A 14,696-nucleotide genomic window follows, 5' to 3' on the forward strand; every position below is an offset into this window, starting at 1 on the left:
AGCTGGGTGGTGTGGCCCGCCTCACCGCGAGAACTGGAGGTCTTTCGCGGGGTCCTCGACGACGACCCACCAGCGAAGGTCGTCTTTCGGGTGCCGTCTCTCGACGTATTCTTCGAGCTGTGCACCGATGTCGAAGTCGCGCCCGCAGAGGTTGCAGCGGTGGTGTCGCTTTCCCATGTGAATATATAACAATGGTTGTTACGAAGTATGTTAGCTCTAGGTTTAATAGTACGACTTGACTTTCACGCCCCCAAAGCTCCTTATGTCTATCATCCGCGCGCCCACCAGACCTTAGACTATCCACTCAGCACAATTCTCTGGGCTGTTAACTCCTTAGTTCGAATATATGTGGCACGACATATCCTATCATCATTTACCTCTACTAGAACGGTAGTGTCAATTAGAAATAATTAAATATTTTATCATAATCTGGTCGAATGTATGTCCCCAAAGAAAGTTGGTGGATTAGAGTTGACTCGTCGAAAGGCCCTCTCGACACTTGGTGCTGCAGTTACGATGTCCGGGCTAGGAACTACGGTACAAGCCTCGGAAAGTAAGGTTGACCACCCTATGTTGGTCTCAGGTGATAATGTCGTTAAATGGCTATCTGTGCCAGCAGATTGGGAACAACATCGAAAACATGCAATAGAGGCTCTTGGAACTGCGAGAGACAGGCTCGGGACGACACCGAAGGTCGTTGGAACGGAGTTAGAGCAGTCCCGAGACCGTTATGGCGGCCACAATGGATTCCAGATCTCTGTAATCCTTGACAAAGATGACAAATCTGTACAGCGCGAAAGAGTTCGCAATAACTTACCTGAGGAGGTTGATGACATTCCGATTTCTAGTAGAGACAGTGCAGAGTCTTTTGCGGGTTCTTGTGATGATCAAGATACTGTTGATGACAACTGTACGAATAATGAATCGACAGATACCGTCCAAGGAGGACAAAATGTCGGTTGGGTCGAACAGGGGAATGGAACCTCGTGTTGTGGTGTGAAATATAATGGAGAACAATGTCTCCTCACTGCAGCACACAACTTCTATAACCCTGGTAATTGCAGTAGCAGTGATGAAAATGATCTTATTGGTCGAGTAGCAGATGCTGCGGAAGAAGAAATTGGAGAAGTTATTGAGGCGGATATTAAGGGTGATTGGGCTCTCATCGACGATAGCCGTGGAGGCGATTACCCCAACGAGATTGATGACAACGACGAGTTCCCTTCCGTCAAAGGGCATGTTACTAAACCCACATTAGATCATTGGGCAAGTGATTCATCGAACTCGCCCTGTGTATACAATATGGGTCGGCAAACTGGTCTCACATCTGGTAAAATCATGAATACAAATGCGAATTGGACTGCTATTTGTTCTAATATGAGAAACCATGGTGTGAGATCACGCGCGAATTTTGCGGATGGTGATTCTGGTTCACCAACGTACCACTTGGAGGATGGAGATGCTTATATTATTAGCGTGACCGGATACGGATATGACCCGTACGGATTTGCATGTGGCCAGAAAAAATCAGACAAATCTGGAGGAATTGGTGCATACTGGTTAGCTGAGAATAAGAATGTCAAGTTCGGGGAGAACAGCACAGTATAGTTCCCAAACCGACAAATGAATAAAATTAAATGGGTGACACGGCTTCTGTTTGCCGCTCTGGTAGTGGCATCGGTATATGTTTCAATATATCATCCACTCGTCAAGGAGATACACATCCTCATCACGCTCGTTTCGATTGGGATCATTATCTTCCTAATTGAACGGTTTCTAGTTGAGGTCTAAACTCGGTCCAATCGAGTTTCATTGTTGTCATAATATTTGAAATTGATATATTCAACTTTTGTAACTGGTACAAATACAAATCCCATGACCAACGACGAAGCCGGTCGAATCACCATCTACTCCGACTACGTCTGTCCGTTCTGTTACCTCGGTCGCCAGTCGCTCTCGCAGTATCAAGCGACCCGAGACGAGGAACTCGACATCGACTGGCATCCCTTCGACTTGCGAAGCCACAAGCGCCGCCCCGATGGCAGTATCGACTCGTCCGTCGAGGACGGGAAAGACGACGAGTACTACGAGCAGGCCAAAGAGGGCGTTCGCCGCCTCCAAGAGAAGTACGGTGTCGAGATGACGCTCGACATCTCGATGGACATCGACTCGCTTCCAGCCCAAGTGGTCTCGTACTATCTGAAGGAGCATTACGACTACGAGACGTGGCTTGCCTTCGACGAATCGGTCTTCGAGGCGCTCTGGCAGGACGGCAAGGACATCGGCGACGAAGCACTGCTCGTCGACCTCGCCGAATCTGTCGGTGTCGATGGCGGCGAAGTCGAATCGGCATTGGACGACGAGACGCTCCGGGCCGAAGTACGAGAGAAGTTCACCGAAGCGCAGCGCCACGGGGTGACGGGCGTGCCGACGTTTGCGTACGATGGATACGCTGCTCGGGGTGCGGTTCCGCCGGAGCAGTTAGAGCGACTCGTCGAGGGCGTGTAACCGAGCCCACAAGTTCCGGAAAGAAGTTCCATATATAGTAACATATATATCAAAATGGGTTTTGTATAAGGTCTATGCCCTTCAAAACCAGCTGTCTCTCCGATTGCGATGCGACCATCACGGCCGGTTCGCCAGAAGAAGTCGGCGTGCTGTTGATGGAACACATGGACGACCAACACAACACTCCTGTCGACCCAACCGAAGTGAGTAAATTTGCGATTCAAACGAGGGGCGAAGTCCTCGTGGCCGGACCGTCGTCGTAGCCAGCTATTCCGACGAAGAATAGACGACCTTATCGGTCGTCGTGTTTCGAATTGATACCGCGTGGTTCGTTCTGTCTTGATGCTTGTCCGCAGTCCACTGTGCGAAATCGTCGCCAATCATCACTTTCTCGAAGTCACAGTCGTGGCACTCGACGAGGTACGACGAAGACATGTTCTTCCATTAACAACAGAGCATAATAATGTTAATTGGTTGATTTAAAGATTGCTGACACAGGGAGAAACGTGGTGGTCTCTCGGACCCTCGCTGAGTGTTATGCCTCCCAATTATCTTCGAGTATTCGGCCGAGGGCGACTTCCATCTCTTCGAACTCACTCAGTTCGAGTTCGTCGGTCGTGACGATGACGCCGTGGTCGCCGACGACGACGCGGCCGATGAAGCCCTCCGAGAACACGCGGAGTGTGAACTCGTACTCACCGAATTCGGGGTTCGACTCTCTGTCGGTCTCTCGTCCGTACGACTCTTGAGGGCCGAAGCCCGTTCGTTCGCTTTCGACGAGTCCAGCCTTCGCTGTGCGAGCCTTCTCTTCGTCACCACCGTAGAGGTCTTGTCGAACGTAGAGCAGGTCGAAGTCATCCCGCGTGAAGTAGATGACACTCCGCAGTGCGTCTCCGAGTGTGGGTCGGCAAGTCGAGACGATGCTGTCGGCAAAGGCTGTCGCTGCGTCACCAGACGTCTGTTCCATGAGCACATATGGCGCTCTAACGTATTTCTGCTTCTCGCCTACCTACCCTGTTGCGAATTCAGTCCTCGATGGCGTCGGTCTGTACCGTCACCGAATCGGTGTTGACATCGACAGCGTCGATATCGGCGGACTCGTCGTCGTCGAGTTTGAAGCTATCGACGAGCTCGTAAATCGTCTCACTCGCGTCGCTGAGGTCGATAGTCACGGTTGCGACGTCGTCCATCGCGGCAGTCTGTTCGTCAAGTCCGGCGGCGATTTGTTCGAGTGACGCGCTCATCTGCTCTGCGCGCGCGGACAGGTCGTCGACGTTTCCACTCACTTTCTGGGTACTTTCGGCTTGCTGCTCGACGGCTCGGTGAATCTCTGTAACGCCGTCGTTCGTCGAGTCGATGCGTTCTTGAATCTTCTCGAAGACGTCGACCGTCTGTTCTACTGCCTCGACTCCCACACGAACGTCTGCGTTGGCTTCACGGATACCGTCCACAACTTCGTCTGTTTGTTTTTGGAGAGTGTCGATAATTTCCGATATCTCTCCGGTCGACTCCTGTGAGTCCGCCGCGAGCGACTTCACCTCGTTTGCGACAACGGCGAAGCCATCGCCGGCTTCCCCGGCACGCGCCGCTTCGATGTTTGCGTTCAAAGCGAGTAGCCCAGTTTGGTCCGCAACGTCTGCGATGATCTCTACGATTTCTTCGACGTCGTGCATCTGCGACTCGAGTTTATCTATCTCAGCAGCGACCTGTCCCGACGTCTCGGTCGCCGCCCGTATTCGAGTCAACGCCTCTTCGACCTCATCTGCACCATCTGCGGCGATGACCGTCGCCTCTTCTGTACGGTTTTGTATCTCGTCGGTCGACGCGGTAACCTCCTCGATTGACGCAGACAGGTCGCCGAGCGTCCCCGTTACCGACGTCGTCTGGTGGGCGAGCGCTTCGACGCCCTCGGAGACCTCTCTCGCGGAGGCGTCAATCTCTTCGACAGAGTTCGTAACTTCCTCTGCCACGGACCCGACCTGCTGTCCCGCCGCAGAGACGTCTTCCGATAGCTCGGCCGAACTGTCGACGACACGGCCGATTCTATCGACTGCGAGCGAAAGCTCGTTTGCAGCCTCCAGAAATGCGTCGTGAGCCTCGTGCATCTCTGCAGTGTCTGACGGAGGCTCTGGAATCGTGGGGTCGACGGTTAAATCACCCTCTGCAAGACGAGACAGGGACTCTGTCAGTGACTGTAGCGATTCAGTCTGGTATTCTGATAAATCCTGACACGATTGCAACTCGTTGTCGACCGTTCGTGGCTCAGCTTCGTCTTCCCCCAAAGCCACTGCCATGATGTTTGATAACATTGGTCTCTCTCCATCCAGTCGTCTTGACCAAATTGCTATAAGTGGTGCCGTCCAAATATCAGGACCGATAACCACTGTGTATTCATGAATAAACAGAAAATCCCTACAATCCGATAGTATCTAGGAGAGCTCTTTACTAGCTTTCAGTGCGACGATGCCGTACTAATCTGCATGTCTTCTGAGTTGAACGCGGAGCCGACCCCCTCGTCGTCGAGGAGAATAACCCCCGCAGACGACCCGGTGAGTTCGTCGAACTCCTCGATAGCGAGGTCGGCAGCCGTCTGTGCGTCACAGCCGCGTTCGAGATGCCCGACTGCCCGCCGAGCGAGCGTCACGCGGGCGATGTCCTCACCAGCGCCAGTGGTCGACGCGCCTCCCACAGGTGACGCGTAGAACCCGGAGCCGAGTTGTGGAACGTCGCCGACGCGCCCGGCGAGGGCGAACCACCGGCCACCCGTCGAGGTTGCGGACGCGAACGTCTCACCGTCGGTGGCGACTGCGCCGACCGTGTCGTGACCCGGAAGGTCGGCGTTGCTGGCGGCGAGATGCCCGTCGCTCACCTGTGCGGTCGGGTCGCTCGTACTCCCACCGAAGCGTTCGGTGAGCCACGTGAGGTGCTCCGACGGCGACCCCTCGGGTGCATTCGCTGCGTCCCAGCGCTCGCGTGTTTCCTCGGTGAAGAGGTCGACACCGGTTTCGACACCGATGTCTGCCGCGAAGTCGACCGCCGGGTCGCCAGCGAGACAGATGTGCGGCGTCTCTTCGAGGACTCCTCGGGCGACTGAGACGGCGTGTTCGACGCCTTCCATTCCGGTCGCTGCGCCAGCACGGCGGTCGCTCAGCATCACGCCAGCGTCGGTTCGGACGACGCCGTCTGACTGCACCGCGCCACCGACACCAGCGTTGAACCGGCGGTCTGATTCGAGGATTCGAACTGCCGTCTCGACCGCCGAAAGCGGGTCTGACTCTGCGACACCTGCCGCAGCCGCTTCGTCGAGAACTTCCTGCCGAGGCTCTGGTTCGTCGGGAGCGTCACCTGCACCGCCGTGAAGGACGATTCGCATACCAGAGTGCAGTTGGAGGGGTCCGGTAAACGTATCGACAGCGACCGACTTGCGGAGATATTTACGAATTCACGGGGAGAACGGCAGGACTTTTACAACGCACTCAAAACCCCTGATTGTTCATGAGTTACGACCAGATTGAGGTTCCTGCAGACGGCGAGAAGATCACGGTCGACGAGGAGACGGGCGAACTCTCTGTTCCCGACAACCCGATTATCCCGATTATCCACGGCGACGGTATCGGAACCGACGTCGGTCCTGCTGCACAGAAGGTCCTCGACGCTGCCGCAGAGGCGACAGGACGCTCTGTATCTTGGATGCGCGTCTACGCCGGCGCATCCGCCCGCGACAAATATGACGAGAACCTTCCTGTCGACACCGTCAGCGCCATTCGCGACCACCGTGTCGCCATCAAGGGTCCGCTCACGACGCCTGTCGGTGCCGGCTTCCGTTCGCTGAACGTTGCGCTCCGCAAGAAGCTCGACCTCTACGCGAACGTCCGTCCGACCTACCACCTCGACGGTGTCCCGTCGCCCGTCAAGAACCCCGCGGCGATGGACATGGTCACGTTCCGTGAGAACACCGAAGACGTCTACGCCGGCATCGAGTGGGAAGCCGGTACCGACGAAGTCCAGAAGGTCAAGGAGTTCGTCGAAGAGGAGATGGGTCACGACGACGTCATCCACGACGGTCCCGTCGGCATCGGCATCAAGCCCATCACCGAGTTCGGTACCAAGCGTCTCGTCCGCGAGGCAATCGAGTACGCCATCGAGAACGACCGCGACTCCGTCACCCTCGTCCACAAGGGTAACATCATGAAGTTCACCGAGGGTGCCTTCCGTGACTGGGGCTACGAACTCGCAGAAGAGGAGTTCGGCGACGTCACCATCACCGAGGACGAACTCTGGGAAGAATACGACGGCGAGAAGCCCGAGGACAAGATTGTCGTCAAGGACCGCATCGCCGACAACATGCTCCAGCAGCTTCTCACCCGCACCGCCGACTACGACGTCATCGCCACGATGAACCTCAACGGCGACTACATGTCCGACGCCGCCGGCGCACAGATTGGCGGTCTCGGCATCGCACCCGGTGCGAACTTCGGTGAAGGTCTCTGTCTCGCAGAACCCGTCCACGGCTCCGCACCCAAGTACGCGGGCGAGGACAAGGTCAACCCGACCGCGATGATTCTCTCCGGCCGTCTCATGTTCGAGTACATGGGCTGGAAGGACGCCGGCAAGCTCATCCGCGACGCCGTCGAGAAGACCATCTCCGAGGGCGACGTCACGTACGACCTCCACCGCCAGATCGAAGGCGGAAACAAGCTCGCCACCAGCGAGTACGCCGAGAAGGTCGTCGAGAACATTCACGAATTGGCGTAAGCCAGCTCGTTGAGCAGCCAGAAATCTCCGATTTCTGGATACATTCACGAACTCGCGTAAGCGAACCTCTCACAACGCCTTTTTATTGACACTGCCTCCGCGAGCCGTGTGGCCGCTGCGAGAAGCGGAGAAATTAGGGCCGCATTACAGCCGGTTCGGGTCCCGCCGCAACGTCGTAACTCGGTCCCACAGCGGCCGCACGATACCGAAGACTACTGCACCGGCGGTGTCGGCCACGATGTCGATAGCGGTGTCTTCCAGATAGAACGCGAGCGACCAGTTGACCCAGAAGTCCGTGAAGAGACGTTCGTACACTTCGAACCACGTCCCGATAGCGGCGACAGCCATCGGGAGGACGAGGAACAACGCGACGGGCGAACGCAACAGTCGCGGCTTGAGGACGAAGAGTATCGCGGCGACGCCGAACCCGGAGGCCGCGTGGACGAAGATGTCCCACCACCAGATGCGTGAGTAAAGAAACAGTGCCATACTGGTGAAATGCGTCACGGTGACCGCAGCACCCCAGACTCCGACGGCCGCCATCTCGCCCGGGCGCTCTTCCCACCGAGGGAGCACCAGTTGTTGCCACGTTCGCTTCAGCATTCGTAGTGGGAGTGACGCGGTGCGTCGAAGGGCTCGGATGGCTGACGCGGTGCGTCGATAGTGTCTCTTGGCTGTTCGAAATGCGGGGGTCCCCGTTGTCGCATGGAGGATACAATGAGAATCGCCGGTATGTACGTTTTCCCGACGGCGTGACACCTACCGAGTTAATTTAATGACTGCTTACTGGGTGTGAGATGTGGGGTACTGTGACGTTTTATTCCCAGACGAGGTGGGAGACTGGCCGACGTGAGCCGGTCTGTGGTTTCAGTTGGTCTGCTCTTCGTTCGTGGAGGTCCGGTCGCCACCGTCTGAGCGGAGAGTTGCAGGGTGCTGCCGGTGCTCAGTGCCCGAGTGGGACGTCGTGGAAGTCGGGCCACGCCGAGTGAGCACGTTCACGAGGGCGACGAATCCGAGCGCTCCGACAGCGTCGACGACGAGGTCGACAATCGTGTCTTCGATGTAGTAGGCCGTCGACCACCCGTACCAGAAGTCCTTGAACAGGTACTCGTACACCTCGAATCCGGAACCGATAGCGAGGACGATGCCAGCGACGACCACGGGTGCACGGTGACGAACGAACGTCTTCGGAAAGACGAGGAACAACACGCCAGCGACGCCGAATCCCGAAAGCGAGTGGGTGAGTAGGTCCCACCACCAGATTTTCGTGTAGATGTTGTACGCCAGCCCACCGAAGTGGAGCACGCTGACGAACACCGCCCACACGCCGACGAACACCCAGAGCCACGGCTGGCGGGCGAGAGCGACTCGTCGCATTAGTGACTCTGACCCGTCTGTGGGTGTGGCGTTCGGCTCGGGCGGTGCGCTTTCCATAGAGGAAGTACGCGAGGGGAGGGCATAGTTAGGGACAAGTGTATCGTGATACTCGCTTGATAAATGCTTTCTCCCCTGTCGCCGCGTGCTGATTAACGAGACAGAAATGGTGAGACCGAACGTAAGTGGACTAGTCTCGCCAGGGGGCGTCGTCCCGAGGTGGTGAAAACACGTCGATGCCGACGACTGGTTCGTCACCACGGTTCTCCGCGCCGTGTGCTTCACCACCGGCAAGAGAGTACGAATCACCGGGGGCCACCACGACCTCGTCGCCGTCGTCGAGAACGAACGTCAGTTCACCGGCCACGATGTAGCCGACCTGTTCGTGCGGGTGCTCGTGAACCGGCACCGTCGCGCCGGGTTCGATGCGGAAGTGCTGTACGTTCATCTTCTCGCCGCCGGCGAGGATAGCCAGGTGAACGTCTTCGACCGCCTCGGTCGGGGACACGTCGTCGATGGAAATTCGTTCCATGGTACCAACTCACGTTCAGAGGGAGTAAACCCGCCGCCCGTCCGAAGGTTCAAATCGGAATACGAGGAAGTGACGACTATGTACGCGGTCGTGGGCTGTACGGAGTGTGCGAACATGTGGTTGCTATCGGACCCTGACAGGTCGGAGACGGCGACGTGTTCGCGGTGCGGTCGGCGTCATCAGACGAAGAAGTTGCGGCGGTTCTTCGAGACCGAGGACCGCGACGCTGCGAGACAGGCACGGGCGGCGCTCTTGGCGAAGAAACACGGCGACAGCGAGGCGTTCTCGCAGGTTGCACACGTCTCCGAACTCGACAGACAGGTCGAGCAGTCGGGTGTCGACGACCGGGAATACCTCGAAGGGTTCGGTCTCGACGCCGACGAGGTATTCGACGCGGGAGAGCGCGCCGAGCGTGGCCGTGCGTCGTCGTCCGGGGCCACCGACCGACTGACTGCGATTAAGAACGCCATCCGAGCAGGAGACCGGCCAACGGAAGACGAAATCGTCGCGACCGCGACCGAGAACGGTGTCCCGGAGGACAAGGCTCGCGACCTCTTGGAAAAACTTCGCCGACGAGGCGAGGTTTCGGAGTCCGGCGGTCGATACCGACTTCTCTAACTCGCAGTCGGGGGAGTCGCCCGCGACTCAGAGGAAGCCCAAGAGCTTCGCGATAGTGAGTGTGGATGCGACGACGCCGAGTGCCAACTTCAGGAGCCGCAAGGCTACCGCGACGCGACGGACCTCGTCGTGGTCGTCGTTCGATTCGGAGTCGAAACTGGCGGGAGGGTCGAACATGGGAGGGGATGGGAGTGTGGATACGCCCGCCGGTACTCGCCGGACGGACGCGTTTGAATCCTACCGGCGAGCGGAGAATAAAATCGAGCCACGGAAGCGGAGTGAAAGTAAAACACGATGCCATCTCGCATGTCGGTACTTCGGCAGTGTCTGACGGTGGAATAGAGACAGTTCGAGGTGTTTAAGTAAAGTGAAAGTGAAACCGAATTTCTGTCACACTGTAACCACCGTGGTCCGCTGTTTTGCCGAGCACTCGGGGAATGTGCTACTCGGGCGACGTGAAAGACGACAGAACCCGCGTCCGTTTGGCTGCGGCGACCAGTGCTGCCACCAGTAGCGAGTCACCAGTCCCGAACGCGATGGCAAAGAGCGCGATTCCCACGACTGCCGAGAACGAAGTGAGCAGGTCGCCTCCGAAGAGAAGGTCGAAGACGACGATGTCACCCATCTCCAACATCCCCGAGAGCAGTCGCCGAGTGAAGGCGGTGCCTCCACTCATCGGCGGCACGCTCCGTCACCGTCGCACGTCGTGTCGATGCTGAACAACCAATTGCAGCCACAGAATCCCGTGACGGCGTTCTGGACCAGTCCCAGACCCGCAATTCCGGTCGTTGCCGCCATCGCCCGCCGCCCAACTCGGAAAGCGGAGACGGCAACGGCGAGTAGCCAGAGTCCGAGGATTCGGTCGGATGTTCCAACGTTTTGTCGCATGTGTAGACGACGGTGCGCAGAGCGGAAGTCGATACAGCCGAATCTGTTTGAGGGGTTTAACTCAAGCACCTGGGGTGTGAGGACGGTCGGCACTCCCCGACGCTGTTTTGTGGCCGCGTGTTGGGGTGTGTTCGTATGAAGCGGGTCCGAATCACGCTCTCTCCGCCCGAGGCATATCTCCCTCCGGTTTACCGTCTTCTCACCCGAGAGACGACCTACCTCTCGGACGTCGCCATCGTCAACTGGAACGTCACGGAACCGCCGGTCGGGTTCCTTCTTCTGGTCCGCGGGGACTATCACCGCCTCGGCGACGCACTCGAAACAGCCGAGAACGTGCGCGACTTCGAACTCTTCCCGAACGGCGACGAGGAAGCGTACTGCTTTCTCGCCGCTGCGGGTGTCACGGCAGGCCGCGTGTTGTTCGAGAACTTCACGCGCGAAGACGTCCTCACCGTCCCGCCTATCGAGTGTCACGACGACGGTAGCAGCACGTTCACGCTCGTCGGGACAGACAGCGCGATTCAAGCCGCAGTCGAAGGGGTTCCGAACGACGTACCGGTGACTGTCGATGCGGTTGGGTCGGGACCAGTCGCCGCGGGCGACCCCAGGCGGTCGCTCTCCCCGCGACAGCGAGAGGCAGTACAGACGGCACTTCGGCTCGGCTATTACGACGTTCCGCGCGCGGTGACCACCGCCGATGTCGCCGAGGAGCTTGGCTGTTCGACTGCGACGGCCTCGGAACACCTGCGACGGGCGGAGTTGCGAATCGTCTCGTCGCTCTTCGGCGAGTAGCGAAATCGAGAAAACCGGTTCGTTGGGGCTGTTCTATCGACCGAGTTCGGCGTGCGCGCTGGAGAGGTTTCGCGAGGCGAGCGCGGAGAGAAGCGAGAGTTCGCCCGCGAGGGAACCGACGGCGATTGCCTCCGCGAGAGCGTCGGCGTTCGACCCCGCCGGGTCGCCGCCGCCGCGGACGCCGAGGATGCCGAGGCCTTCAGACTGCGTCGGCAGTTTGGTGCCGCCACCGACGGTGCCGACTTCCAGTGAGGCGATCGAGACCGAGACGTAGAGGTCGCCGTCCTGCACTTCGGCGGTGGTGATGGCGTTCGCCCCCTCGACGACCTGCGCTTCGTCCTGCCCGGTCGCGAGGAACATCGCGGCGACGACGTTCGCGACGTGGGCGTTGAAGCCGAAGCTAGCGGCTTTCGCCGACCCGATGAGGTTCTTTCGCGTGTTGAGTTCCGCAATCGCTTCGGGCGTCGTGTGGAGTCGGTCTTCGACGATTTCCCGCGGGATGCGAACGTCGGCCGTGACGCTGCGGCCGCGGCCTTCGACAGCGTTGATAGCGGCAGGCTTCTTGTCGGTACAGAGGTTCCCCGAGACGGCGACGAGAGAGGCGGTGGTCTCCTCTTCGATGACTTGGCAGGCCGCTTCGGTTGCGATGGTAACCATGTTCATCCCCATCGCGTCTTTGGTGTCGTAGCGGAAGCGCAGGAAGACCGAGTTGCCGACGGCGTACGGAGTCACGTCAAGCAGTTCGCCGTGGTTCGTCGTCTCCTCGGCCGCGTCTTTGAGCGTCTGGAAGTTCTCGCGGGCCCACGAGACGAGCGCTTCGGCCTCGGCGACGTCGTCCACGCGGAAGACGGGTGCGCGGGTCATGCCCGACTTGAGGACGCGAGCGGTCGCGCCACCAGCGCTGTTGATGACCGAACACCCGCGGTTGACCGACGCGAGGAGCGCGCCCTCGGTGGTCGCAAGCGGGAGGTACTTCTCGCCGTCGACGGAGCCACCGTCGATTTCGACGGGGCCGGCGACGCCCATCGGCACCTGAATGGCACCGACCATGTTCTCGATGGCCGTATCGGCGGCTTCGGCGGGGAAGCCGTAGTTACCGACCGAATCGAGGGACGCACCCGACTGGGATTCGACGAGGAGGCGACGTGCCTCGGCGGCGGTGTCGGCGTCGGCGTGTGCTTCGAGTTCGTGGAGGCGGAGTTCACCCTCCCGAACGCGGTCGGCGAGGGACGCGGCGTCTGTCATGCTCCGACGTTTTCGGCCCCGGCCCAAACGGGTTCCGGTTTTCCCACTCTCGGTAGGACCGCGAACGCCCGAACGACTTTGGCTTCCCGCCTCGGGGTCACACGTATGACTGCGGCAGCGGACCTCGTCCTCACGAACGCCGAGGTACATACCCTCGAATCGCCCGACGAGACCCACGAGGCGGTGGCTATCCGAGACGGTCGAATCGTCCGCGTGGGTCGCGCGTACGACATCGAACTCCTCGCTGGTGTCGAGACACGCGTCGTCGACTGCGGCGGGAAGGTCGTCCTCCCCGGCTTTATCGACGCCCACACGCACCTCCCGATGGTCGGGCGGTCACTCGTCCACGCCGACCTCTCGGAGGCTGATTCGGTCGCCGATGCACTCGATGTGCTCCGCGAGCGGGCGGCCGAAGTAGACGACGGAGACTGGGTTCTCGGCTTTGGCTACGACGAGAGCACGTGGGACGAGACTCGCTATCTCACCCGCGACGACCTCGACGCCGTCTCCGACTCCGCTCCCGTCGTCGCCTTCCGCGAAGACATGCACACCGCTGGCGTCAACTCGGTCGTGCTCGACCGCTTCGGCGACGAGATGCCCGACGACTGCATCCAGACCTCGGGTACCGACGACAGGGCCACGGGCGTCATCGTCGAGGAGGCCATCGACGTACTCTGGGACGTGACCGAACCCGACCGCGAGGAGATGGCCGAACTCGTCCACGCCGCACAGGACTATGCGACTGCCCACGGCGTCACCGGCATTCACGACATGGTTCGCGGGTCACGCGCACCCGAGGTCTACCGCGACCTCGACCTCGCGGGCGAGTTGGACCTGCGCGTCCGAATCAACTACTGGTCGGACCACCTCGACGCCCTCCGCGAGGTCGGCCTACGGTCGAATCACGGTAGGGGTCTCGTCACCACTGGTGCAATCAAGACGTTCACCGACGGGAGTTTCGGCGGGCGGACCGCGAAGCTCTCGAACCCATACACTGACGCTCCCGAGGAGACAGGCCAGTGGGTCGTAGACCCCGACGAGGTACACGAACTCGTCGCCGACGCGGCCGCGGCAGGGTATCAACTCTCTGCCCACGCAATCGGCGACCTCGCAATCGACACCGTCCTCGACGCCTACGAGGCGACCGACGACCCGCGGGGCGCTCGCCATCGCGTCGAACACGTCGAACTCGCATCCGACGAGGCAATCGAACGCTTCGCCGACCTCGGTGTCGTCGCCTCGGTGCAACCGAACTTCCTGAAGTGGGCCGACGACGACGGCCTCTACGCTGACCGATTGGGCGAGCGCCGCCTCCAGACCAACCGCTACCGCGACCTCCTCGACGCCGGTGTCGACCTCGCGTTCGGAAGTGACTGCATGCCACTGGACCCGCTTCTCGGCGTCGACCTCGCGACGAACCATCCCGACCCGGAACAGTCGCTTACCGTCACCGAAGCGCTCCGAGCCTACACGTCCGGAAGTGCCTACGCCGGATTCGACGAGAACCGACTGGGGACAGTTACACCGTGGAAAGAAGCCGACGTGGTCGTCCTCGACGAGTCGCCGTGGGAGGCAGAGTCGATTCGCGACATCGACGTGGCGATGACTATCGTCGCCGGCCGGGTCGTCTTCGAGCGCGACGCCTGAGACCGAACGAGCGACAGAACCGCCGTACTGAACCTTCTTCGAACAAAAATCGACTCGAACGCTGTCAGCGGAACGATTCTTCGAGCGTTCGCCGATAGCGAGTACTTCGTCAATAGGAGTGCTGGAACCATCACCGATTATCCATGCGTCTTCATTCAGTAGCAATTTTACAGTATTGAGTGCTCATAGCAGGATTTTTCGTCGAAGTGAGAGCAATTAGTGGCAACTATTCTCCCGTAGTAGCCATTGAGATAGAGTATTCACCCCGCCACTGGCGACATTGAAGAAATATATTTTTCAATGATGCGCTCTGACGCTTATCGTATCGAACTATAAT

The 14,696-nt window shown here is 59.1% G+C and carries 19 protein-coding genes; 7 read left to right on the forward strand and 12 right to left on the reverse strand.

Going from position 1 to position 14,696, the window contains the following annotated elements; translation table 11 throughout:
* Positions 1-21 precede the first annotated feature (21 nt).
* Entirely contained in the window at positions 22-177 is a 156-nt protein-coding gene (locus C453_RS20475; protein WP_008325581.1) for a hypothetical protein, read from the reverse strand.
* Between the two features lie 264 nt (positions 178-441).
* On the opposite strand from C453_RS20475, the gene C453_RS20010 reads away from it, so the two are divergent.
* The 3 genes from C453_RS20010 (at position 442) to C453_RS14595 (ending at position 2,771) form a co-directional block, all read left to right on the forward strand.
* Positions 442-1,608: a hypothetical protein gene (locus C453_RS20010; RefSeq protein ID WP_152418072.1), complete on the forward strand. Its 1,167-nt coding sequence runs from the start codon at positions 442-444 to the stop codon at positions 1,606-1,608.
* A gap of 267 nt (positions 1,609-1,875) precedes the next feature.
* Positions 1,876-2,508, forward strand: coding sequence for a DsbA family oxidoreductase (locus tag C453_RS14590; protein WP_008325585.1), 633 nt, complete (start codon positions 1,876-1,878; stop codon positions 2,506-2,508).
* 74 nt (positions 2,509-2,582) lie between these two features.
* On the forward strand, positions 2,583-2,771 hold the full coding sequence (locus tag C453_RS14595) for a DUF1059 domain-containing protein (RefSeq protein WP_008325586.1): 189 nt from the start codon (positions 2,583-2,585) through the stop codon (positions 2,769-2,771).
* Positions 2,772-2,775: 4 nt separating this feature from the next.
* Here the strand turns inward: C453_RS14595 and C453_RS20245 are convergent, their stop codons facing one another.
* The 4 genes from C453_RS20245 to C453_RS14610 form a co-directional block, all read right to left on the reverse strand.
* A complete protein-coding gene (locus tag C453_RS20245) occupies positions 2,776-2,943 on the reverse strand; it encodes a hypothetical protein (protein WP_160163408.1) in 168 nt (55 codons plus the stop codon).
* A gap of 100 nt (positions 2,944-3,043) precedes the next feature.
* Positions 3,044-3,475: a DUF7522 family protein gene (locus C453_RS14600; protein WP_008325587.1), complete on the reverse strand. Its 432-nt coding sequence runs from the start codon at positions 3,473-3,475 to the stop codon at positions 3,044-3,046.
* Positions 3,476-3,533: 58 nt separating this feature from the next.
* Positions 3,534-4,613 carry a methyl-accepting chemotaxis protein gene (locus C453_RS14605; protein WP_008325588.1) on the reverse strand — a complete coding sequence of 360 codons (1,080 nt, stop codon included), beginning with the start codon at positions 4,611-4,613 and terminating at the stop codon, positions 3,534-3,536.
* Positions 4,614-4,960: 347 nt separating this feature from the next.
* Positions 4,961-5,881, reverse strand: a complete 921-nt coding sequence (locus C453_RS14610) for an isoaspartyl peptidase/L-asparaginase (protein WP_008325589.1) — start codon at positions 5,879-5,881, stop codon at positions 4,961-4,963.
* Positions 5,882-6,003: 122 nt separating this feature from the next.
* Between C453_RS14610 and icd the strand changes: the two genes are divergently transcribed.
* A complete protein-coding gene (icd, locus tag C453_RS14615; RefSeq protein ID WP_008325590.1) occupies positions 6,004-7,263 on the forward strand; it encodes an isocitrate dehydrogenase (NADP(+)) in 1,260 nt (419 codons plus the stop codon).
* A gap of 144 nt (positions 7,264-7,407) precedes the next feature.
* Here the strand turns inward: icd and C453_RS14620 are convergent, their stop codons facing one another.
* The 3 genes from C453_RS14620 to C453_RS14630 all read right to left on the reverse strand — a co-directional run bounded on the left by C453_RS14620 (position 7,408) and on the right by C453_RS14630 (position 9,169).
* Complete coding sequence (locus tag C453_RS14620; protein ID WP_008325591.1) at positions 7,408-7,866, reverse strand: hypothetical protein; 459 nt, start codon at positions 7,864-7,866, stop codon at positions 7,408-7,410.
* Positions 7,867-8,130: 264 nt separating this feature from the next.
* Entirely contained in the window at positions 8,131-8,640 is a 510-nt protein-coding gene (locus C453_RS14625) for a hypothetical protein (protein ID WP_008325592.1), read from the reverse strand.
* Between the two features lie 187 nt (positions 8,641-8,827).
* Complete coding sequence (locus C453_RS14630; protein ID WP_008325594.1) at positions 8,828-9,169, reverse strand: cupin domain-containing protein; 342 nt, start codon at positions 9,167-9,169, stop codon at positions 8,828-8,830.
* A gap of 78 nt (positions 9,170-9,247) precedes the next feature.
* On the opposite strand from C453_RS14630, the gene C453_RS14635 reads away from it, so the two are divergent.
* Positions 9,248-9,787: a DUF5817 domain-containing protein gene (locus tag C453_RS14635; RefSeq protein WP_008325596.1), complete on the forward strand. Its 540-nt coding sequence runs from the start codon at positions 9,248-9,250 to the stop codon at positions 9,785-9,787.
* A 27-nt stretch (positions 9,788-9,814) separates the two neighbouring features.
* Here C453_RS14635 and C453_RS20250 read toward each other — a convergent pair whose 3' ends face one another.
* The 3 genes from C453_RS20250 to C453_RS14645 form a co-directional block, all read right to left on the reverse strand.
* Complete coding sequence (locus C453_RS20250; RefSeq protein WP_160163409.1) at positions 9,815-9,964, reverse strand: hypothetical protein; 150 nt, start codon at positions 9,962-9,964, stop codon at positions 9,815-9,817.
* A 265-nt stretch (positions 9,965-10,229) separates the two neighbouring features.
* Positions 10,230-10,463: a hypothetical protein gene (locus C453_RS14640; protein WP_008325598.1), complete on the reverse strand. Its 234-nt coding sequence runs from the start codon at positions 10,461-10,463 to the stop codon at positions 10,230-10,232.
* A complete protein-coding gene (locus C453_RS14645; protein ID WP_008325600.1) occupies positions 10,460-10,675 on the reverse strand; it encodes a YgaP family membrane protein in 216 nt (71 codons plus the stop codon). Before C453_RS14645 ends, C453_RS14640 begins: the two co-directional genes overlap by 4 nt.
* Positions 10,676-10,810: 135 nt before the next feature.
* Here C453_RS14645 and C453_RS14650 point away from each other — a divergent pair, with 135 nt between their 5' ends.
* Positions 10,811-11,467: a helix-turn-helix domain-containing protein gene (locus C453_RS14650; protein WP_008325601.1), complete on the forward strand. Its 657-nt coding sequence runs from the start codon at positions 10,811-10,813 to the stop codon at positions 11,465-11,467.
* 33 nt (positions 11,468-11,500) lie between these two features.
* Here C453_RS14650 and hmgA read toward each other — a convergent pair whose 3' ends face one another.
* Positions 11,501-12,712 (reverse strand): hydroxymethylglutaryl-CoA reductase (NADPH), encoded by a 1,212-nt coding sequence (hmgA, locus tag C453_RS14655; RefSeq protein WP_008325602.1) that lies wholly within the window; start codon positions 12,710-12,712, stop codon positions 11,501-11,503.
* Positions 12,713-12,817: 105 nt separating this feature from the next.
* Here hmgA and C453_RS14660 point away from each other — a divergent pair, with 105 nt between their 5' ends.
* Positions 12,818-14,359: an amidohydrolase gene (locus C453_RS14660; RefSeq protein WP_008325603.1), complete on the forward strand. Its 1,542-nt coding sequence runs from the start codon at positions 12,818-12,820 to the stop codon at positions 14,357-14,359.
* The last annotated feature ends 337 nt before the right edge of the window (positions 14,360-14,696 follow it).

This window comes from Haloferax elongans ATCC BAA-1513, assembly GCF_000336755.1.
GTDB lineage: Archaea > Halobacteriota > Halobacteria > Halobacteriales > Haloferacaceae > Haloferax > Haloferax elongans.